Origin of the sequence: Telluria aromaticivorans (assembly GCF_013003915.1) — a bacterium.
GTDB classification, from domain to species: Bacteria; Pseudomonadota; Gammaproteobacteria; order Burkholderiales; family Burkholderiaceae_D; genus Telluria; species Telluria aromaticivorans.
The window spans coordinates 1,153,117-1,174,184 of sequence record NZ_JABAIV010000001.1 but is presented as its reverse complement, the minus strand read 5'-3'; the positions used below and the strand labels follow the sequence as shown (position 1 = coordinate 1,174,184).

14 protein-coding genes are annotated in these 21,068 nt (G+C 64.8%); 12 read left to right on the top strand and 2 right to left on the bottom strand.

The annotated features are described in order from the left end of the window. Positions 1–65 precede the first annotated feature (65 nt). The 9 genes from HGB41_RS05395 (at position 66) to HGB41_RS05355 (ending at position 13,736) form a co-directional block, all read left to right on the top strand. Positions 66–3,536: a response regulator gene (locus HGB41_RS05395; protein WP_171081783.1), complete on the top strand. Its 3,471-nt coding sequence runs from the start codon at positions 66–68 to the stop codon at positions 3,534–3,536. A gap of 8 nt (positions 3,537–3,544) precedes the next feature. Beyond that, complete coding sequence (locus tag HGB41_RS05390; protein ID WP_171081782.1) at positions 3,545–4,387, top strand: CheR family methyltransferase; 843 nt, start codon at positions 3,545–3,547, stop codon at positions 4,385–4,387. A gap of 35 nt (positions 4,388–4,422) precedes the next feature. Next, entirely contained in the window at positions 4,423–5,001 is a 579-nt protein-coding gene (locus tag HGB41_RS05385) for a chemotaxis protein CheB (protein ID WP_171082004.1), read from the top strand. Continuing rightward, positions 4,998–6,215: a hybrid sensor histidine kinase/response regulator gene (locus tag HGB41_RS05380; RefSeq protein WP_171081780.1), complete on the top strand. Its 1,218-nt coding sequence runs from the start codon at positions 4,998–5,000 to the stop codon at positions 6,213–6,215. The genes HGB41_RS05385 and HGB41_RS05380 overlap by 4 nt, the downstream gene beginning before the upstream one ends. Before the next feature lie 380 nt (positions 6,216–6,595). Next, entirely contained in the window at positions 6,596–7,159 is a 564-nt protein-coding gene (gene ahpC / locus HGB41_RS05375) for an alkyl hydroperoxide reductase subunit C (RefSeq protein ID WP_171081778.1), read from the top strand. An 85-nt stretch (positions 7,160–7,244) separates the two neighbouring features. After that, a complete protein-coding gene (ahpF, locus tag HGB41_RS05370) occupies positions 7,245–8,825 on the top strand; it encodes an alkyl hydroperoxide reductase subunit F (protein ID WP_171081776.1) in 1,581 nt (526 codons plus the stop codon). Between the two features lie 443 nt (positions 8,826–9,268). After that, positions 9,269–11,005: a RecQ family ATP-dependent DNA helicase gene (locus HGB41_RS05365; RefSeq protein WP_171081774.1), complete on the top strand. Its 1,737-nt coding sequence runs from the start codon at positions 9,269–9,271 to the stop codon at positions 11,003–11,005. A 15-nt stretch (positions 11,006–11,020) separates the two neighbouring features. Then, entirely contained in the window at positions 11,021–12,109 is a 1,089-nt protein-coding gene (locus HGB41_RS05360; RefSeq protein WP_171081772.1) for a ligase-associated DNA damage response exonuclease, read from the top strand. Beyond that, a complete protein-coding gene (locus tag HGB41_RS05355) occupies positions 12,102–13,736 on the top strand; it encodes an ATP-dependent DNA ligase (RefSeq protein WP_171081770.1) in 1,635 nt (544 codons plus the stop codon). The genes HGB41_RS05360 and HGB41_RS05355 overlap by 8 nt, the downstream gene beginning before the upstream one ends. Positions 13,737–13,968: 232 nt before the next feature. Here the strand turns inward: HGB41_RS05355 and HGB41_RS05350 are convergent, their stop codons facing one another. Further along, positions 13,969–15,042, bottom strand: a complete 1,074-nt coding sequence (locus HGB41_RS05350; protein ID WP_171081768.1) for a GGDEF domain-containing protein — start codon at positions 15,040–15,042, stop codon at positions 13,969–13,971. Positions 15,043–15,718: 676 nt separating this feature from the next. On the opposite strand from HGB41_RS05350, the gene HGB41_RS05345 reads away from it, so the two are divergent. The 3 genes from HGB41_RS05345 to HGB41_RS05335 all read left to right on the top strand — a co-directional run bounded on the left by HGB41_RS05345 (position 15,719) and on the right by HGB41_RS05335 (position 20,052). Beyond that, complete coding sequence (locus tag HGB41_RS05345; RefSeq protein WP_171081766.1) at positions 15,719–18,178, top strand: ligase-associated DNA damage response DEXH box helicase; 2,460 nt, start codon at positions 15,719–15,721, stop codon at positions 18,176–18,178. Continuing rightward, positions 18,175–18,855, top strand: a complete 681-nt coding sequence (gene pdeM / locus HGB41_RS05340) for a ligase-associated DNA damage response endonuclease PdeM (RefSeq protein ID WP_171081765.1) — start codon at positions 18,175–18,177, stop codon at positions 18,853–18,855. Before HGB41_RS05345 ends, pdeM begins: the two co-directional genes overlap by 4 nt. Before the next feature lie 96 nt (positions 18,856–18,951). After that, the gene (locus tag HGB41_RS05335; RefSeq protein WP_171081763.1) at positions 18,952–20,052 is read left to right on the top strand and encodes a glycine zipper 2TM domain-containing protein; all 1,101 of its coding nucleotides are present in this window, start codon (positions 18,952–18,954) and stop codon (positions 20,050–20,052) included. Positions 20,053–20,247: 195 nt separating this feature from the next. On the opposite strand, the gene HGB41_RS05330 is transcribed toward HGB41_RS05335, so the two are convergent. Next, positions 20,248–21,039, bottom strand: a complete 792-nt coding sequence (locus HGB41_RS05330) for a Crp/Fnr family transcriptional regulator (protein WP_171082002.1) — start codon at positions 21,037–21,039, stop codon at positions 20,248–20,250. Positions 21,040–21,068 lie beyond the last annotated feature (29 nt).

Below are 21,068 nucleotides of genomic sequence, written 5' to 3'. Positions count from 1 at the left end.
ATTGTGTGACTGGGAATCGGGGCATACGTTACACTTAGGATATTTTTCTCCTAACATTTCCACGCATGCCCGGCTCATCACTCGATAATTCCCAGTTCCGCCGCATCCTGACCCGCAACGTTGCCTTGCCCCTGACAATGAGCGTGGTGACGGCCGTGGTGTTCGTCGCCATCATTGCTTACCTGATCAATGTCCTGAACTGGGTCGAACACACCGAGCGGGTGATCGGGAATGCCCAGGAGGTCAGCAAGCTGTCGGCCGAGATGGAAACCGGCATGCGCGGCTACCTGCTGGCCGGCGACGAGACCTTCCTGTCGCCCTACTTGCTGGCGCGGCAACGCGTGCAGAGCGGGATGCAGGGCATGGCGCAGCTTGTGGCCGACAATCCCGCCCAGGTCGAGCGCGTCAAGCGCATCGAGGGAGCGCAGGCGCAGTGGCAACGCTATGCCGCCGAGATGATCGAGCGCCGGCGCCAGAACGACGTCGGCTACCTCGAGGCCGTGCGCAGCGGCCGCGGCAAGATCCTCATGGAGGATATCCGCCGGACTTTCGAGGAATTGCTCGACGTCGAACGCCGACTGCTGCGCGAGCGCAACGACGATGCGCGCAGTGTCACGACCTGGTCGGTGGTCAGCTTCCTGCTGCTCAGTCTGCTGGTGGGAGCCGGATTGGCGCTGTTCGGCCGGCGCCAGCTGGTCATGCTGTCGACGTCCTACCAGGAAACGCTCGAGCACGAGGCCGAGCACAATGCCCAGTTGCGGCACCAGGACTGGCTGCGTAGCGGCCAGACCGAGCTGGCGGCGCTGAGCACCGGCATCCACTCGCTCGAGCCGCTGGCCGACGCGGTATTGCAGCACGTGACCGCCTACCTGGATGGCGTGGTGGCAGCGATGTATTCCCATGGCGAGGACGGCGTGCTGCGCCGGATCGGCGCCTATGGCTTCGCCTACGACGCGGCCGATGATGCGCAAGTGCTGATGCCGCGCGATTCGCTGGCTAGCCGCGCCGTGCTGGAAAACCGCATCCTGGTGATGAAGGACCTGCCGCCCGGTTACATCAAGGTGGCCTCAAGCCTGGGCCAATCCGCGCCGCGCGAGCTCCTGATCGCGCCGGTCCACAACCACGGCAAGATCAAGGGCGTGATCGAGATCGGCTTCCTGCATCCGGTCGAAGCGCGCGACCGCGAATTCATGGAGCTGATTGCGCCGGCAGTCGGCGCTTCGGTGGCCTCGGTGCTGTACCGCCTGCGCCTGCAGCACGCGCTGGAAGAGACCCAGACCCTGAACGAAGAACTGCAGGTGCAGCAGGAAGAGCTGCGCACTGCCAACGAAGAACTCGAAGAGCAGTCGCGCGCCCTGGAAGAATCGCAGTCGGCGCTTGAGAACCAGCAGTCGGAACTGCGCGCCACCAACGACCAGCTGGCCGAGCAGGCGCTCAACCTCGACATGAAGAATGCGGCGCTCACCAAGGCCCAGGAGCAGCTGCGCGATCGCGCGCTGGAGCTGGAGCGCGCCAGCCGCTACAAGTCCGAGTTCCTCGCCAATATGTCGCACGAGCTGCGCACGCCGCTCAACAGCTCGCTGATCCTGGCCAAGCTCCTGTCCGACAACGCGGCCGGCAACCTGAACGACGAGCAGGTGCGCTTCGCCCAGACCATCTACTCGGCCGGCAACGACCTGCTACACCTGATCAACGACATCCTCGACATCTCGAAGGTCGAAGCCGGCAAGCTCGAACTGGTGCCGGAAGACGTGCCGCTGCGCCGCATGGTCGAAGGCATGGCCCGCACCTTCGAACCGCTGGCGCGCCAGAAGACCCTCGAGTTCAGCGTGACCGTGGAATCGAACGTGCCGGCGACGGTGGTCACCGACCGCCAGCGCGTCGAGCAGATCCTCAAGAACCTGATGTCGAACGCGGTGAAATTCACCGACGCCGGCGCTGTCGCCATGACGGTGTCGGTGACGCCCGAAGGCTGGGTGCAGTTCGCCGTGCGCGATTCCGGCATCGGCATCCCGCAGGAACAGCAGGACAAGATCTTCGACGCTTTCCACCAGGCCGACGGCACCACCAGCCGCCGCTTCGGCGGCACCGGCCTGGGGCTGTCGATCTCGCGCGACCTCACCAACCTGCTGGGCGGTAACCTGACGGTGGCCAGCGTCCCGGGGGAAGGCAGCCTGTTCACCCTGAGCCTGCCGCGCAACGGCACGGTCTCGGCCAGCCCGCCGCCACCGCCGCCGCAGGAATTGCAGTCCTTCCAGCCGGCCAAGGTGGCCCCGGTACAGCCGGCGGCCCTGGCCGATATCGAGCCTTCGGCCAGCTTCGCGGATGACCGCGAGCAGCCGGCCGAGGGCGCGCGCACCGTGCTGGTGGTCGAGGACGATCCCGAGTTCGCCCGCATCCTGTTCGACCTCGCGCACGAACTCGAGTACCGCTGCCTGGTGGCGCTGACCGCCGGCGAAGGCCTGGCCCTGGCCGCCGTTCACAAGCCGGACGCCGTGCTGCTCGACATCCGCCTGCCGGACGGCTCCGGCCTGTCGGTGCTGCAGCAGCTGAAGGACAACCCGGCCACCCGCCACATCCCGGTGCATATCGTGTCGAGCATCGAGAACGGCGGCGAAGCGCTGCACCTCGGTGCGATCGGCTATGCACTCAAACCGACTTCGCGCGAGCAGCTCGAAGAAGTATTCCGCAAGCTGCAGGAGAAGTCGGCCCAGAAGATCAAGCGCGTGCTGCTGGTCGAGGACGACGAGCGCCAGCGCGACAGCGTGGTGCAGCTGATTGCCGATGCCGACGTCGAGATCAATGCGGTCGGCACCGCCGGCGAAGCCCTGGCACTGCTGCACAAGCAGGTCTACGACTGCATGATCATCGACCTGAAGCTGCCCGACATGCAGGGCAGGGAGCTGCTCGAGCGCATGTCGCTTGAAGAACTGTGCTCGTTCCCGCCGGTGATCGTCTACACCGGCCGCAACCTGACGCGCGACGAAGAAGCCGAGCTGCTCAAGTATTCGCGTTCGATCATCATCAAGGGCGCACGCTCGCCCGAGCGCCTGCTGGACGAAGTCACGCTGTTCCTGCACAAGGTGGAGAGCGAGCTGTCGTCCGAGCGCCAGAGCATGCTGAAAACCGTGCGCGGGCGCGACCGCGTGTTCGAAGGCCGCACCATCCTGCTGGTCGACGACGACGTGCGTAACGTGTTCGCGCTCACCAGCGCGCTCGAATCGCGCGGCGCGAAGGTCGAAGTCGGCCGCAACGGTTTCGAAGCGATCGCCAGGCTCGATGAAGTAGCCGGTATTGACCTGGTGCTGATGGACGTGATGATGCCGGGGATGGACGGGCTGGAAGCGATGCGCCGCATCCGCGCCGACGGCCGCTTCGACCGCCTGCCGATGATCGCGATCACGGCCAAGGCCATGAAGGACGACCAGGAGCAGTGCCTGGCCGCCGGTGCGAATGATTACCTGGCCAAACCGATCGACCTGAGCCGCCTGTATTCGCTGCTGCGTGTCTGGATGCCGGCACTGGAACGCATGTGAGCACGCCCATGAGCACGCCGCACGCGAGCCCGCCGGACGATTTCGACATCGAGCTGAAGATGCTGGTGGAAGCGGTCTACCTGAAGTACAACTACGACTTCAGGGACTATACCGGCGCCTCGCAGAAGCGCCGCATCCTGGTGGCCATGCGCGACCTGGATTGCGCCACCGTCTCGGCCCTGCAGGCGAAGGTGATGCACGAGCCGGACGGCTTCGCCCAGCTGTTGCAATACCTGACGATTCCCGTGACCGAGATGTTCCGCGACCCGGAATACTGGAGCGCCATCCGCGCGCAAGTCGTGCCTTTCCTGAAGACCTACCCGTCGCTCAAGCTCTGGATCGCCGGCTGCAGCACCGGCGAAGAAGTGTATTCGCTGGCGATCCTGCTGCACGAAGAAGGTTTGCTCGAGCGCGCCATCATCTACGCCACCGACATCAACCCGGAATCGCTGGAAGCGGCGCGGCGCGGGGTGTATGCGCTGGAGCGCATGCGCCTGTATACCGAGAACTACCAGAAGGCGGGCGGCAAGGGCGCCTTCTCCGATTACTACACGGCGGCCTACGACGGCGCCCTGTTCGACCGCGCCCTGGTCGAAAACGTGACCTTCGCCGACCACAGCCTGGCCACCGACAGCGTGTTCTCGGAAACCCACTTCGTCAGCTGCCGCAACGTGCTGATCTACTTTAACCGCCGCCTGCAGGACCGCGTGCTCGGCCTGTTCCACGAGTCGCTGTGCTACCGCGGCTTCCTCGGCCTGGGCAGCAAGGAAAGCATCGATTTCTCGGCCTACGCCGACCGTTTCGACGTGCTTGCCAAGCGCGAGCGCCTGTTCCGCAAGGGGACCACGTGACCGTGCAGGCTAAACTGCCGGAGGAAGCGAGCGCCATGCTGGCCGGGCGCCGCATCGAGCTGGTGGTCATCGGCGGTTCGGCCGGCGGCGTCGATGCGCTGGTCGGGCTGCTGCCCGCGCTGCCCGCCAGCTTCCGTTCGGCCGTCGTGTGCATCCTGCACGTGCCGGCCGACCGCGAGAGCCGGCTGGCCGAGCTGTTCGAATCGCGCGCCGTTTTGCCTGCGCGCGAAGCGCGCGACAAGGAATCGATCGAACCCGGCGTCATCTATTTTGCCGGTTCGGGCTATCATCTGTCGGTCGAACGAGACCGGACCTTTTCCCTGAGCTGCGAGCCGCCGGTGCAGTTCGCGCGCCCGGCGATCGACCTGCTGATGGAGTCCGCCGCCGATGCCTATGGCCCGGCGCTGGCCGGCATCCTGCTTACCGGCGCCAACCACGATGGCGCCGACGGCATGTGCCGCATCGGCGAGCGCGGCGGGCTGACGGTGGTGCAGGATCCGGGCGAAGCGCAGGCCAGCGCCATGCCGATCGAGGCCATCCGCCGCTGCGCGCCCCATCTCGTGCTGCCCCTGTCCGGTATCCGGGCACTGCTTCCCCTGCTGGAGACCCCATGAGCGTCCAAGAACCAAGCAAACTCCTGATCGTCGACGACCTGCCGGAAAACCTGCGCGCGCTCGACGCGCTGATCCGCGGCGAAGACCGCCTGGTGTTCCAGGCCTCGAGCGGCGAAGCGGCGCTCACCCTGATGCTCGAGCACGAATTCGCGCTCGCCATCCTCGACGTGCAGATGCCGGGCATGGACGGTTTCGAGCTGGCGGAACTGATGCGCGGTACCGAACGCACCCGCAATATCCCGATCGTGTTCGTCTCGGCCGCCGGGCGCGAACTGAATTACGCCTTCAAGGGCTATGAAACCGGCGCGGTGGATTTCCTGTACAAGCCGCTCGATCCGGACGCGGTGCGCAGCAAGGTGAACGTGTTCGTCACGCTCGACCAGCAGCGCCGCGAAATGCGGCGCCAGATGGCCGCACTGGAACGCAGCCGCCAGGAGCAGGAAACCCTGCTGCGCGAGCTGAACCAGACCCAGGAAGAGCTCCAGCGCTCGCTGCGCATGCGCGACGAATTCATGTCGCTGGTCGCGCACGAGCTGCGCACGCCGCTCAATACCCTGTTCCTGGAAGCGCAGATGCGCAGCCTGCAGCTCAAGCGCGGCACCCTGGCCACCATCGGGCCGGAGCAGTTCGACGCCATGATCAAGCGCGACGAGCGCCAGATCAAGGCCATGATCCGCCTGATCGACGACATGCTCGACGTCTCGCGCATGCGCAGCGGCCAGCTCTCGATCCGCCCCAACCAGGTGGAGCTCATGAATTTGCTGGAGCGGATCGTCAGTGATTTGTCGCTGCAGGCCGCCGCCACCGGCAGCTCGTTGTCGCTGCGCGAACACCATCCGGTGCAGGGCTGCTGGGACGAGTTCCGCATCGAGCAGGTGGTGGTGAATTTGCTGACCAACGCGATGCGCTACGGCGGCGGCGGGCCGGTCGAGGTCAGCGTGCAGTACAGCGGCGACGTGGTGCGCATCGACGTGCGCGACGAAGGCAAGGGCATTTCGCCGGGCGATATCGAGCGCATCTTCGAGCCGTATGAGCGCGGCGCCCGCAACGGCGAACCGAAGGGCCTGGGCCTGGGGCTATACATCTCGCGCCAGCTCGCGATGTCGCATGGGGGCGAATTGCGCGTGACGAGCAAGCCGGGAGAGGGCTCGACGTTTACGCTGGTGCTGCCTTGTTGCGAGCAGACGGTGGCGGCGACCGCGACGCTTGAATAGCCGCAACGAACAATGGCGGCAACCGCGAACGCTTGAATAGCCGGAGACCGTAGCGTGGGCAGATTCTGCCCACGCGTTCAAATCACGGGTGAGCTGACGCTGCGGCTGATCAAGCGCTGGTTGAACGCGTGGGCAAGGAACTTGCCCACCCTACGATGCACGACGGATCGCACTAACGAAGCACCGGTTGCACACCGCTATCAATTCGTCCACACTGCACGTCAATGCCGGTTCGCCGGCATTATTCGTTTCCCCACGAATGCATCAAACCCTTCTCGATAGTCAAAACCTATAACTAGTATCGTATCAATCAATTTCACAAAAGACGGCCAGAGCAGTAAACTGGTGTCCATCAACTTTCAACCTCAACAGGAAATTACATGTCCCTTATCAATACCCAGATCAAACCATTCAAGGCAACCGCTTTCTCGAACGGCAAGTTCATCGACCTGACCGAAGAAAACTTCAAGGGCCACTGGTCGGTCCTCATGTTTTATCCGGCCGACTTCACCTTCGTTTGCCCGACGGAACTGGAAGACCTGGCCGCATTCCAGCCTGAATTCAAGGATATGGGCGTGAACGTCTACGGCGTGTCGACCGACAGCCACTTCGCGCACAAGGCATGGCACGACACCTCGGAAGCCATCAAGAAGGTCAACTACCCGCTGATCGGCGACCCGACCGGCACCCTGTCGCGCAATTTCGAAGTCATGATCGAAGAAGAAGGCATGGCACTGCGCGGTACCTTCGTGATCAATCCGGAAGGCCAGATCAAGGTCATGGAAGTGCATGACAACGGCATCGGCCGCGACGCATCGGAACTGATGCGCAAGGTGAAAGCTGCCCAATACGTCGCATCGCACCCGGGCGAAGTGTGCCCTGCGAAGTGGACCGAAGGCGCCGAAACCCTGACCCCGTCGCTGGACCTGGTCGGCAAGATCTAAGCTGGCAAGCTGGTAGTACCCTGCCGGGCCGCCGTGGCGGCCCGGTGCTTTTCTGGTCTAGTTAAACCCATTCAAGGAAAATATCATGCTGGACGCAACCCTCAAGAAGCAGTTGCAGGCCTATCTGGAAAAAGTGGTGCAGCCGATTGAGCTCGTTGCATCGCTGGATGATTCGCCGAAAGCGCGCGAAATGGATGAACTGCTGCGCGAAATTGCCGAGTTGAGCAACAAGATCACCGTTCGTCAGAGCGATGATGCAAACGAGCGCAAGCCCTCGTTTGCCATCAACCGTGTCGGCACCGATATCGGCGTGCGTTTCGCCGGCATCCCGCTCGGCCACGAATTCAGCTCGCTGGTGCTGGCGCTGCTGCAGGTGGGCGGCCACCCGATCAAGCTGGACGCCGCCGTCATCGACCAGATCAAGAACCTCGAAGGCGACTACGTCTTCGAAACCTTCATCTCGCTGAGCTGCCATAACTGCCCGGAAGTCGTGCAGGCGCTCAACTCGATGGCGGTAATTAACCCACGCATCAAGGTCGTCGCCATCGATGGCGGTGTGTTCAAGAGCGAAGTCGACGCGCGCCAGATCATGGCGGTACCGATGATGTTCCTGAACGGCCAGCACTTTGGCCAGGGCCGCACCAGCGTGGAAGAAATCCTGGCCAAGATCGACACCAAGGCCGGCGCGCGCAAGGCGGAAGAACTGAACAAGAAAGACCCGTTCGACGTGCTGATCGTCGGCGGCGGTCCTGCCGGCGCGGCCGCGGCGATCTATGCCGCCCGCAAGGGCATCCGTACCGGCGTGCTGTCGGACCGCTTCGGCGGCCAGGTGCTGGACACGCTGGCCATCGAGAACTTCGTCTCGATGAAGGAAACCGACGGCCCGAAATTCGCCGTGGCCCTGGAAGAGCACGTCAAGCACTACGAAGTCGACATCATGAATACCCAGCGTGCCAGCAAGCTGGTCGGGGGCAAGCTGATCGAAGTGCATACCGAAAGCGGCGCGGTGCTGCAGTCGAAATCGGTGATCATCGCCACCGGCGCCCGCTGGCGCGAAATCAACGTGCCGGGCGAGAAGGAATACCGCAACCATGGCGTGGCTTACTGCCCGCACTGCGACGGCCCGCTGTTCAAGGGCAAGCGCGTGGCCGTGATCGGCGGCGGCAACTCGGGTGTGGAAGCGGCGATCGACCTGGCGGGTATTGTCAAGGAAGTGACCCTGATCGAATTCGGCGCCGAGCTGCGTGCCGATGCCGTCCTGCAGCGCAAGTTGTACTCGCTGAAGAACGTTACCGTGATCAAGTCTGCCCAGACCACTGAAGTGCATGGCGACGGCAAGATCGTCAACGGCCTGAGCTACAAGGACCGCAACAGCGGCGAAGTCAAACGCATTGACCTGGAAGGCGTGTTCGTGCAGATCGGCCTGGTGCCGAACGCCGAATGGCTGAAAGGCACGATGGAGCTGTCGGCCCACGGCGAAATCGAAGTCGACGTGCGCGGCATGACCTCGATCCCGGGCGTGTTCGCAGCCGGCGACGTCACCACGGTGCCGTTCAAGCAGATCGTGATCGCGGTGGGCGAGGGTGCGAAAGCATCGCTGGCAGCCTTCGATTACCTGATGCGCCAGCCGGTGGAAGAAGAAACCCAGGAAGCCAAGGCAGCCTGAGGATGGGGCGGGCCCGCCGGGCCCGTTCTTTCATCAAATAGAAACGCCATCCCTGTCGCCGGGGATGGCGTTCTTGTTTCGACGGTCGGTCCGGCGCGGCGTACCGCGCCGGTCGCTCAGTGGAAGGCCACCAGCAAGGCGCCGGTCAGTGCTTCGGTTTCGAGCAGCAGCCACGTGGCCGCACTGGCCAGGGCCAGGTGGACTGCGGTCCAGGTCATTGGGTGGTGGCGCGCCATGTTGGTTCTCCTGAGCGATTGAATTCGTAGTGCCAATGGAGTCATCTTACATTCCTACCCCGGCAGTAACTATCGGTCAAAACTCCGTGGACTTGTAGGAATAAACCTTGTGACATTTCCACCACGTCGAAAAGTTGAGTTCCTACGGGAGAGCTAGGCTGAGTCCTATAGTGAGTGGCAGGTGGCCGGCATAAAGTCGGTATCACCATGACAAGACACGAACCCAAGCTCCTGCACCGCGGCCTGATGGCCGTGCGCCGCAACACCATCCGCCGCCTGCTGCGTTCGACCTTCGGGATCGAGCAGCTGCGCGAAGGCCAGCAACTGATTATCGACAGCGTCCTCGACGGAAAGGACACCCTGGCCATCATGCCTACCGGTGGCGGCAAATCGCTGTGCTACCAGATCCCTGCCAAGATGCTCGAAGGGATCACGATCGTCGTGTCGCCCCTGATTTCGCTGATGAAGGACCAGCTCGAGAAGCTGGAAGAACTCGGCATCCGCTCGGTCCAGGTCAACAGCACCCTGAACGCGGAAGAAGCCGCCGCGGCGCTCGAGGCGATTGCCACCGAATCCTGCGAAATCGTGTTCTGCACCCCCGAACGCCTGGTCTCGCCCGAATTCATCGAGCTGCTCAAGGCGGTCACGCTGGACATCGTCGTCATCGACGAAGCCCACTGCATCTCGCAATGGGGCCATGATTTCCGCACCGCCTACATCGGCCTGGCCGCCGCCATCGACGCCCTCGGCAAGCCGCCGGTACTGGCGCTGACCGCCACCGCCACCGATGACGTGATCACCGACATCAGCAAGCAGCTGGGTCGCAAGATGAACGTGATTAACACGGGCATCTACCGGCCGAACCTGCACTACAGCGTGGTGCAGGTGACGAACATGCAGGAAAAATTTGCCCAGGCACTCCGACTGGTGCAGGAAAGCGAGGGCGTCGGCATCGTGTATGCCGCCACCGTCAAGGTAGCCGAAGAAATGCTGGCGGTGCTCGAAGAGGCCGGCGAATCGGTCACCATCTACCATGGCAAGCTGCCGGCCGGGGAACGCAAGCTGAACCAGGACATGTTCATGAACGGCGAGCGCCGCGTCATGATTGCCACCAATGCATTCGGCATGGGAATCGACAAGAGCGATACCCGCTTCGTGATCCACCTGCAGATCCCGGCCAACCTCGAATCCTATTACCAGGAGTCGGGCCGCGCCGGCCGCGACGGGCTGGACGCGCAGTGCACGCTGCTGTTCCTGCAGGACGACAAGCGCATCCAGCAGTTCTTCCTGGTCAAGCACTACCCGGCTGCGGCCGAGCTGCAAACGGTGTACACGGTGGCGCGCGAGCTGGCCGAGGAAGGGCCGCTCAGCTGCGAGCGCCTGGAAACCGCGCTGGAAGAAGCGGGCGAAGCCAAGCTCAAGGTCTGCCTCAAGCTGCTCAAGGACGGCAAGCTGCTGCGCCAGAACCGCAAGCTCGAATTCCTGGTGTCGAACAAGGAGCCGGCGCCGGGCGTGTTCGAGCGCCTGGCCGAGGTGTATGTGCAGAAATCCGAACGGGACCGCGAGGCGCTGAATCAGATGGTAGGCTATGCGGTGAGCGGCTTTTGCCGCTGGAAGCTGCTGCTGGACTATTTCAGCGACGAAGTCGACGGCTTCGAGAAGTGCTGCAAATGCGACAATTGCCTGAACCCGCCGGCCCAGTCGCTGACTGAAGGCATCGAGATCCGCGATGACGAATTCGACCGCGAACCGGCGCCCGCACCAAGCGGCCCGCAGTACGAAGTCGGCGGCCGCGCAAAGGCAGCGAAATATGGCGAGGGCACGGTGCTTGCCGTCGCCGGCGACCAGGTGACCCTGGTCTTCCCGGGCCAGGATGAGCCGCATACCTTCATGGCGCAGTTCCTGGAGCCGGTCCAGCCGCTGCAGTCGCTAGCACCGGCCTGAGCCAGAAAGGACCGCATGGGAGACATGGTAGTTGTCCGCAAGGAGGGGCTGTATTGCGTGCCCGGCCAGTTTTATATCGATCCCTGGCGCCCGGTGGACCGGGCCGTGATCACGCACGCCCACGGCGACCATGCGCGGGTTGGCCACGGCCACTATCTGTCGACGTCGTCGGGCGTGAACGTGCTCAAGTCGCGCCTGGGCAGCGACATCAACATCGACGGCATCGAATACGGCGAGACGGTCACGCATAACGGTGTCGCCATCTCGCTGCACCCGGCTGGCCACGTGCTCGGCTCGGCCCAGGTGCGCATGGAATGCGGCGGCGAAGTCTGGGTCGCCTCGGGCGACTACAAGGTGGAACCCGACAAGACCTGCGCGCCTTTCGAGCCGGTGGTCTGCGATACCTTCATTACCGAATCGACCTTCGGACTGCCGATCTACCGCTGGGAGCCCGAGCAGCAGACCATCGACGAGATCAACGCATGGTGGCGCAAGAATGCCGACGAAGGCCGCTGCAGCGTGGTGTTTGCCTACGCCTTCGGCAAGGCCCAGCGCATCCTGTCGCGCCTCGACCCGTCCATTGGCCCGATCGTCTGCCACGGCGCGGTGGAGCCGCTGAACAGCGTCTACCGCGCGGGCGGCGTTGCACTGCCCGATACCGTCATGGTCAGCGAGATCGAGAAGGTGGCGCTGCGGCGCGCCATCGTGATTGCGCCACCCTCGGCCGGCGGCTCGCCCTGGATGAAGCGATTCGGCGACTACAGCGACTCGTTTGCGAGCGGCTGGATGCTGCTGCGCGGCGCGCGGCGCCGCCGTGGCGTCGACCGCGGCTTCGTGCTGTCCGACCATGCCGACTGGCCCGGCCTGATGAGCGCCATCAAGGCCACCGAGGCCGAACGCGTCATCGTCACCCACGGCTCGATCCCGACCATGGTGCGCTGGCTGTGCCAGAACGGGCTCGATGCCAAGGGTTTTGACACGGAATACGGCGACGAGGAAGAAGACGAATCGGCGCCGCCGGGCGTTGAGGCGGCCGCGGAGGCGAAAGCGGGAGGCGAGGCCGAAGCGCCTGCGGGAGCAGAAGCGGGAGAAGCAGATGCGTGAATTCGCCCGCCTGTACGCCGAACTCGACGAAACCACCTCCACTACCCGCAAGCTCGACGCCCTGCAGCAGTATTTTTCCAGCGCCGCCCCCGAAAACGCGGCCTGGGCCGTTTACTTCCTGGCCGGCGGCAAGCCGCGCCAGGCGGTGCCGACCAAGCTGCTGCGCCAGTACGCGATCGAATACGCGGCGCTGGACGACTGGCTGTTCGACGAGTCCTACCATGCCGTCGGCGACATGGCCGAAACCATCGCCCACATCCTGCCGCCGCCCACCCGGCAGAGCAGCATCGGCCTGGCGCAGTGGATGGAAGAACGCATCGGCCCCCTGCGCGGCGCCGACCCCGGCACCATCCGCGAGGCGCTGTTCGCTACCTGGGATGAACTCGACTGGCGGGAACGCTTCCTGTTCGTCAAACTGATCGGCGGCGGCTTCCGGGTCGGCGTCTCGCGCCTGCTGGTCACGCGCGCACTGGCGGCGATTGCCGCCGTCGACAGCAAGCTGATCGCCCAGCGCTTGATGGGCTGGACCGACAATTCGGTGCGTCCCACGGCCACCAGCTTCCTGCAGCTGATCGCGGCGCAATCCGACGAAGAGCACAAGCTGCGCGGCGGCCAGCCCTATCCGTTCTTCCTGGCCCACCAGTTGCAGGGCGACCCTGCTGCCTTAGGCGAAGTCGACGACTGGCAGGTGGAATGGAAATACGACGGCATCCGCGCCCAGCTGGTGCGGCGCGGTGGCCAGAACTACCTGTGGTCGCGCGGCGAAGACCTGATTACCGAGCGGTTTCCCGAACTGGCGGCCGTGCGCATCCCGGAAGGCACGGTGCTGGATGGCGAAGTGCTGATCTGGCAGCCCGGCTGCGACGCCCCGGCGCCGTTTGCCGACCTGCAGAAGCGCATCGGCCGCAAGACCTTGAGCGCCAAACTGCTGGGCGAACTGCCGGCGGTGCTGTGCTGCTACGATCTGCTGGAGTTCGGAGGCGTCGACCTGCGCGCGCTGCCCCAGCATGAACGGCGCGCCCTGATGGAAACCGAAGTCGTGGCCGCGGCGTCGCCGCAGCTGCGACCCTCGCCCATCGTCAAGGCCGACAGCTGGGCCGAGCTGGCGACCTTGCGCGAGGAGTCGCGCCAGCGCGGCGTCGAGGGCATGATGGTCAAGGCACGCAGCGCCCAGTATGGCGTGGGCCGCACGAAGGATGTCGGCACCTGGTGGAAGTGGAAGGTCGACCCCTATACGGTGGACGCGGTGCTGATCTACGCGCAAGCCGGCAGCGGACGGCGCGCTTCGTTATATACCGACTATACATTCGCGGTGTGGGACGGCGAAGGCGAGGAGCGCAAGCTGGTGCCCTTCGCGAAAGCCTATTCCGGCCTGACCGATGCCGAGATCGCGCAGGTCGACAATGCCGTGCGCAAGACCACGATCGAGAAATTCGGGCCGGTGCGCTCGGTGAAACCGACCATGGTGTTCGAGCTCGGCTTCGAAGGCATCGCGCTGTCCACCCGCCACAAGGCCGGCATCGCGGTGCGCTTCCCGCGCATTTTGCGCCGGCGCCAGGACAAGCCGGTCGACGAGGCCGACACGCTCGATACCCTGAAAGGCCTGCTGGCCGCGGCCGGGGCTTGAGCCCTAATGCCGATCACCTAAGAGCCGCCGGTTACTAGTAGGGTGGGCAATTCGTAGATCAGGGCATTGCCCTGATCTACCTTGCCCACGCGTTCAAACTACGGTGCTGCAGCCCGTGCGCCGGCTCATATTGCAACTATCACCGCGTGGGGTAACCGGGGCCAGTGGCCCGGGTTACAAGCCGCCCACCCTACGGTTCTCACTGATTGACTGGCATTGGGGCTTGAGCCCCTCAGTGCAGGCGGCTGCGCTTGTTGAGGTACATCTGCTCGTCGGCCTGCAGCACATAGTCTCCCAGCGTCTCCCGGCCGAGCGGGTCGCACTGCACCAGCCCAGTGCTGATGGACACGGTGTAGGGCCGTTCCTGCATCAGGTTGAATGCCTGCAGGTTGGCCGAGACGCGCGCGCGGATCACCTCCGGCTGTTCGTCGTCCAGGGTATAGGCGACGAATTCGTCCCCGCCAAGGCGCGACACCACATCGGCCTCGCGAAACGAATGGCGCAGCACGAAGGCCGCATCGCGGATCAGGGCGTCGCCGGCATCGTGGCCGAGCTGGTCGTTGACCCGCTTCAGGCCATCGATGTCAGCGAAGATCACGGCGCTGCGTGTGCGCTTGCGCCGCGACACCTTGAAGATCCGTTCCGCCTCCACGAAGAAACCGCGCCGGTTGTACAGGCCGGTCAGTACGTCGGTGAGCGACAACAGGTGCATCTCGGTTTCTGTTTCGTCGCGCCGCGCCAGCTCGGCCGCATGGGCCAGGGATGCCGTGGCGATATGTTCGCGCTGGTCACCCACCAGCTGCTCCAGCGCGCGGCGCGCATCGATCTTGCCCAGTGCTGCAGTGGCCAGTTCCAGCAGCAGCGACATGCTCGCCCCATACCTGTCCTGCGTGGTGGCATCGAGGTCGCGGTCCCATGCGACGACGAGGGCGGCCACCGCGGCATGCACTGGAACCCCAAGGGCGAGCATGCGCGGACCGACCTGCCGCCAGTGCGTGTCGCGGGTAACACTATCCCCCTTCGAGGGCAGGACGGTGGAAAGCTGCGCCATCCCGGCCACGTACATCGGATGGTCATTACCGGCGGGATGGTCCTTACCCTGCCTGTCAAAGCCGATGAGTTCCAGCCGTGCGCCACGCAGGAGCAGCAGGGCGGATTCGGGATGGGTCATGTCTGCCAGGGCATGACCGACCAGCCTGAGCGAGCTGCCGGCCTCGTCTGTCTGGAACAGTTCGCGCGACAGTGTCAGCAGCATGCGCAATTCCGGTGCGGCGAGCTGGGGCGTCCTGAAAAGCTTGTGGCTCATGTTTCCTGTGCCTCCATTGGCGTTGGAACGTGACGCTTGCAGGCGAGCCCGCCACCGGCCGCCAGGCTAGTCGTCGGCAGGGCAAGACGTGAGGGGGCTGATTGCCTCCGACCTGAGTTGATCCGCACTAGGCATGCGGCGCGCAGCAGGGCGGTCAAGCACGCGCTCGATGACTGCCGCCGGGACATCGTGATGCTCCATGTAGTGACGTGCAACCGACCGGTCACGAACGGCCATGATATTGACACCGCGCGCGACTGCGTTCGCTGTATCGTTATCGATTCGCTTTTGGCGTTGGGTCATTTTCGAGGGTCTCAACCACGACCGAAGCAAACAGGCCGGGTTTGTCATTATAAAGAGACGACATTACTCTCATTACCCCGGGTCATCAGACTATATTTTTCTGAAATGTCGTGTGTTAATTTTCCTGACGCAATGCGCCGGACTCCGATGCGACTGCGGGGCCTGCCTGCATGCGGTCGCCTGCGCCGTCCGTCGCTGCCATCTGCTAGACTCGGCCGGCATCCGGCGCCGCCTCCACGGGCGACGACAGGTGCGCAGCCAGCCGCGGAAACGCGGCATTTTCGAGCGAACCGGGCATGAACCGACACCTTTTCCGCAGCAGGACCAGATGCATGACCGCACGGCAGTACCGGCCGGCCGCGCTCGCGGGTGCATGAGCGGCCCGACCCCAACCGTCGTCAAGGACTGGTTCGCCGCGCGCGGCTGGAAGGTCTTCCCGTTCCAGCGCGCGGTCTGGAAGGCGGCGCTGGCCGGGCAATCCGGCCTGCTGCACGCGAACACCGGCGCCGGCAAGACTTTCGCCGTCTGGTTCGCGGCCCTGCAGCGCGGCTCGCTCGCCAAAGGCAGGAAGGCAAGCGGCCTGCGGGTATTGTGGATCACGCCGATGCGCGCGCTCGCGGCCGATACCCAGCGCGCGCTGGAACAGTCGGCGGCGGAGCTGGCGCCCACCTGGACCATCGGCGCGCGCACCGGCGACACCGGCTCAAGCGAACGCGCGCGCCAGACGCGGAGCATGCCGTCCACGCTGGTCACCACGCCCGAAAGCCTGTCCCTGATGCTCAGCCATGCAGCCGCCGCCGAGCAGTTCAGGCACCTCGACATGATCGTCATCGACGAATGGCACGAACTGATGGGCAGCAAGCGCGGCGTGCAGGTGCAGCTGGCGCTGGCGCGGCTGCGCCATTGGCGCCCGGAACTGCTGGTCTGGGGCGTTTCGGCCACCATGGGCAACCTCGACCTGGCGCGCCAGGTGCTGCTCGGCGGCGACGAAGGCGTACTGGTCGAGGGCGACATGCGCAAGCAGATCCAGGTCGACTGCCTGATTCCCGAAAACGTCGCACGCTTCCCCTGGGGCGGGCACATGGGCCTGCAGATGCTGCAGCCGGTGATCGACGAGATCGAACACTACAACGCGACCCTGGTGTTCACCAATACCCGGGCCCAGTCCGAGATCTGGTACCAGAACATCCTGGAAGCGCGGCCCGACTGGGCCGGCGTGATCGCGCTGCACCACGGCTCGCTGGATCGCGAGGTGCGCGAATGGGTAGAGCAGGGGCTCAAGAAGGGTGAGCTGAAGGCCGTGATCTGCACCGCCAGCCTGGACCTGGGGGTGGACTTCTTGCCGGTCGAGCGGGTGCTGCAGATCGGCAGCGCCAAGGGCATTGCGCGCCTGCTGCAGCGCGCCGGCCGCAGCGGGCACGCGCCGGGGCGCATCTCGCGCCTTACCCTGGTGCCGACGAATAGCCTGGAACTGCTGGAGGCGGCCGGCGCCAAGAAGGCAGTGGCGGCGCGCCGCATCGAAGGCCGCTATGTGCCGAACAAACCCTTCGACGTGCTGGTGCAGCATCTGGTCACGGTGGCGTTGGGCGGCGGCTTCGTGTCGAAAGACCTGTACGAGGAAGTCAAGCAGGCCTGGTCTTACCGCAATCTGGACGAGGAAGAATGGCAGTGGGCGCTGGATTTCGTTGCGCGCGGCGGCCAGAGCCTGACGGTGTACCCGGAATACCGCCGCGTGCTGCCGGACGAAGAGGGCGTCTACCGGGTGCCCGACAGCGCCATCGGGCGGCGCCACCGCATGGGCATCGGCACCATCGTATCGGATGCGTCGATCTCGGTGAAATACATGAGCGGGGGCCGCATCGGCAGCGTCGAGGAATCCTTCATCTCGCGGATGAAGCAGGGCGACCATTTTTTGTTCGGCGGGCGCATCCTGGAATTCATCCGCGTGCACGAGATGACGGCTTTCGTCAAGCGCGCCACCGGCAGCCGCGGGGCGATCGCGCGCTGGGGCGGGGCCAAGATGCCGATGTCGTCGGAACTGGCGAATGCGGCGCTCGAGGAACTGCGGCTGGCCTCCCAGGGCATCTACGACAGTCCCGAGATGGAATCGATCCGCCCGCTGATCGAGATCCAGTGCCGCTGGTCCGCGCTGCCCACCAACGAGACCCTGGTGCTGGAGCACATGAAGAGCCGCGAAGGCTACCACCTGTTCGTGTACCCGTTCGCGGGGCGCTCGGTGCACATGGGCCTGGCCTCGCTGTTCGCCTGGCGGGTCGGGCGCATGCAGCCCTCGACCTTTTCGATCGCAATCAACGATTACGGCTTCGAGCTCATGAGCCCGGAGCCGGTCGACTGGCCGGGCATTTTCGGGGCGGATGCGGGCGCCGGGGTAGACTTGTTTTCGACCGACTGCCTGCTCGAGGACGTACTGGGCAGCCTGAACGCGACCCAGTTGTCGCAACAGCGCTTCCGCGAAGTGGCGCGCATCGCCGGCCTGATTTTCCAGGGCTATCCGGGCCAGCCGAAGTCGAACCGCCAGCTGCAGGCGTCGTCGTCCCTGTTCTTCGAGGTCTTCCGCAAGCACGACTCCGGCAACCTGCTGCTCACGCAGGCCCAGCGCGAGGTGCTGGAGCAGGAGCTGGAACTGACCCGCCTGCGCGAGACCCTGGTCGAGTTGCACGGGCGCCGCGTCGCCTACCGCGAGGTGAAGCGCGCCACGCCCTTCGGCTTCGCGCTGATGGTCGAGCGCTTCCGCGAAAAAGTCAGCACCGAAAAGCTGTCCGACCGCGTCTCGCGCATGGTGCGCGAACTGGAAAAGGCGGCCGCGGTATGAACACAAGCACAGGCGCCAGCACGGGCACCAGCAGCCTGGCGGTGCGCATCGGCGGCGAAACGATGCTGCTGCTGCCCGAGAAAGCGCTGTACTGGCCGGCCGAGAAAATGCTGGTCATCGCCGATATCCACTTCGGGAAGGCAGCCGCCTTCCGCGCGCTCGGGGTGCCGGTGCCGCGCGGGACCACCACCGAGAACCTGGCCGGGCTGGATGCCCTGGTCGATGCGCACGGGGCGCGCCAGGTCGTTTTCCTGGGCGACTTCCTGCATGCGCGCGCGGCCCACGCCAGCGCCACCCAGCAGGCGATGCTGGCCTGGCGCGACCGCCGCCGCGAGCTGGAACTCATCCTCGTACGCGGCAACCACGACCGCCATGCGGGCGATCCGGCCGGGGCGCTCGGGATCGAACTGGTGGACGAGCCGCACGCGCTGGGGCCCTTCGCCTTTTGCCACCACCCCGACCTGGATACCGCGGGCTATGCGCTGGCAGGCCACATCCACCCGGTCTATATGCTGGCAACCCGCTTCGATGCATTGCGCCTGCCGTGCTTCGTGGTCGGGCGCGAGCGCATGATCCTGCCTTCGTTCGGTTCCTTCACGGGTGGCCATGCGATCCGTCCCGAAGCGGGGGATACCATTTACGTCACCTCCGGCGACGCCGTTCACTGCGTTCGTTAGCGTACTGACTGCTGTTGGGCTAAAGCGTAAGTTCCATCAAGAACAAGACGTACTGACGCACCAGCCTGTGCCGCATTCATACCCGGAGGGAAAACCATGAAATTCCGTAACCTGCTACAAGCCGTCTTCGCCACCGCCGTGGCCTTTGGCCCGGTGGCCCTTGGCGGCGCTGCCGTCCATGCCCAGCAATACCAGGAACGCGATGCCCGCGACAGCCGCGCCTACGGCCCGGTCATCAACGGCTTCAACGTGGAAGAAGTCCGCCGCCTGACGCCGGGCGTCGATCTGCATTTCGACCTGTACGGCAGCCCGGGCGGCAACGCCACGCTGCGCATCGACGGCGCCACGCGCAACCTGAACCTGACCGAAGTCGAGCCGGGCCAGTATACCGGCACCTATACCATCGGTACCCGCGACCGCATCGTGGCCAGTAGCGGCGTGACCGCGAACCTGCGCCTGGGCAACCAGGTTGCTACCAGCCTGCTGAGCGAATCGGTGCTGGCCTCGAACGTCCAGCGCGGCGACCGCCGCGGCCAGCTGGCGTCGAACCTGGTGATCCAGCGCTTCGACGTGCAGGGCGCGCCGGACCTCGGCCCGGGCAACGAGCTGCGCTTCAGGGTGGTCGGCACCCCCGGCGCGCGCGTCGAAGTGGCGATCGCCGGAACCCGCGGCGTGTTCTTCCTGCCGGAAGTGCGTCCGGGCGAATACGAAGCCATCTACACGGTGCGTAACCGCGATGCCGTCACCCCAAGCAGCCGCGTGACCGCCACCATCCGCGCCAACGGCCGCTATACGACCTCGGTGCTGGCCCGCCCGCTGATGGCCGCTGCTCCCGCAGACCAGCCGCGTGTGGCGCGTTACTGCACCAACTGCGCCACCGTGGAAGCGGTGAACGTGATCGAAGTGTCGGGTAACGGCAACTACCTTGGCACCGTCGGCGGCGCCGTGGTCGGCGGCCTGCTCGGCAACCAGGTCGGTAGCGGCAGCGGCCGTACGGCTGCTTCGGTGGCCGGCGCAGTAGCGGGCGGCCTTGCCGGCCGCAACATCCAGCGCAACATGAACAAGGACCAGCGCTATGAAGTGGTGGTGCGCTATGCCAACGGCGGCACGCAGACCCTGCAGTACGAGAACGACCCGGGCTTCCGCCAGGGCGACCGCGTGCGCGTGAACAATGGCGTGCTGGCGCGGGACCAGTAAGACCTAGGGTGGGCGACTTGTGATCTGGTCCACTGGACCAGATCACCCCGCGCGTTCAATCGGGGCCAGAGAAGCCAGTTTGTTCGCCTCTGAGCGATTGATATTTGAACGCGCGGGCGGGAAGACCCGCCCACCCTACGAAAAACAAAGGCCGGTTCCGAGATGGAAGCCGGCCTTTTCTTATACAGGACGTTTTTAAGCAGTCGCCAGCACCTGGCTATCCCCCGCCTGGTCGAGCTCGGCCTTCTTGGCCGCGCCCTTGGTGCGCGAACGCGATGGCGGCAGGCGGCGCAGGGTCTTGAGCGCATCGGCATCCTTGATGCCGATGGTGCGCTGGTCGACGGTGATCAGGCCGATTTCGTTGAAGGCCGACAGCGTGCGGCTGACCGTCTCCAGGGTCAGGCCCAGGTAGCTGCCGATCTCGTGGCGGGTCATGCGCAGGTTGAACAGCTTGCTCGAATAGCCCATCGCGGCGAAGCGGTCGGCCAGCGAGACCAGGAAGCGCGCCACCCGGGCTTCGGCCGACAGGGCGCCGAGCATGCCGATCATGGTTTGCTCGCGCACCAGCTCGCGGCTCATGACGCCGTACATCATGTTCTCGAGCTCTGCGTGCACGCGGCCGAGGGCGGTGAGTTTCTTGAATGGCAGCAGGATCAGGTCGCAGTCCGACAGTGCCACGGCCTCGGAGGCGTAGTGGCGGGTGTGGATGCCGTCGACGCCGAGCATGTCGCCCTTCATCGGGAAGCTGAGCACCTGCTCGTTGCCGAACTCGTCGATGAGCACGGTCTTGAGGAAGCCCGAGTTGACGATGTACAGGGTGTCGAAGGCCTGGCCGATGGTATGGACGCGCTGGCCGGTCTTGAATTGCACGTGCTGGAACAGCAGTTCTTCCGAGGTAACCGACACGCTGGCAGGGATGCGCAGCAGGTCGCAGACTTCCTTGAGATTGGACCAGAGACGGCCCTGGCGCTGGCGGCCAGCTTCCATGGGCGAATGCAGGGTAGGCGTGTTGACGT

Bases quoted from the DNA above. Each gene is read 5' to 3' on its own strand.
- HGB41_RS05395 (WP_171081783.1), top strand. From the start codon at position 66: ATGCCCGGCTCATCACTCGATAATTCCCAGTTCCGCCGCATCCTGACC.
- HGB41_RS05390 (WP_171081782.1), top strand. From the start codon at position 3,545: ATGAGCACGCCGCACGCGAGCCCGCCGGACGATTTCGACATCGAGCTG.
- HGB41_RS05385 (WP_171082004.1), top strand. From the start codon at position 4,423: ATGCTGGCCGGGCGCCGCATCGAGCTGGTGGTCATCGGCGGTTCGGCC.
- HGB41_RS05380 (WP_171081780.1), top strand. From the start codon at position 4,998: ATGAGCGTCCAAGAACCAAGCAAACTCCTGATCGTCGACGACCTGCCG.
- ahpC (WP_171081778.1), top strand. From the start codon at position 6,596: ATGTCCCTTATCAATACCCAGATCAAACCATTCAAGGCAACCGCTTTC.
- ahpF (WP_171081776.1), top strand. From the start codon at position 7,245: ATGCTGGACGCAACCCTCAAGAAGCAGTTGCAGGCCTATCTGGAAAAA.
- HGB41_RS05365 (WP_171081774.1), top strand. From the start codon at position 9,269: ATGACAAGACACGAACCCAAGCTCCTGCACCGCGGCCTGATGGCCGTG.
- HGB41_RS05360 (WP_171081772.1), top strand. From the start codon at position 11,021: ATGGGAGACATGGTAGTTGTCCGCAAGGAGGGGCTGTATTGCGTGCCC.
- HGB41_RS05355 (WP_171081770.1), top strand. From the start codon at position 12,102: ATGCGTGAATTCGCCCGCCTGTACGCCGAACTCGACGAAACCACCTCC.
- HGB41_RS05350 (WP_171081768.1), bottom strand. From the start codon at position 15,042: ATGAGCCACAAGCTTTTCAGGACGCCCCAGCTCGCCGCACCGGAATTG.
- HGB41_RS05345 (WP_171081766.1), top strand. From the start codon at position 15,719: ATGAGCGGCCCGACCCCAACCGTCGTCAAGGACTGGTTCGCCGCGCGC.
- pdeM (WP_171081765.1), top strand. From the start codon at position 18,175: ATGAACACAAGCACAGGCGCCAGCACGGGCACCAGCAGCCTGGCGGTG.
- HGB41_RS05335 (WP_171081763.1), top strand. From the start codon at position 18,952: ATGAAATTCCGTAACCTGCTACAAGCCGTCTTCGCCACCGCCGTGGCC.
- HGB41_RS05330 (WP_171082002.1), bottom strand. From the start codon at position 21,039: ATGGAAGCTGGCCGCCAGCGCCAGGGCCGTCTCTGGTCCAATCTCAAG.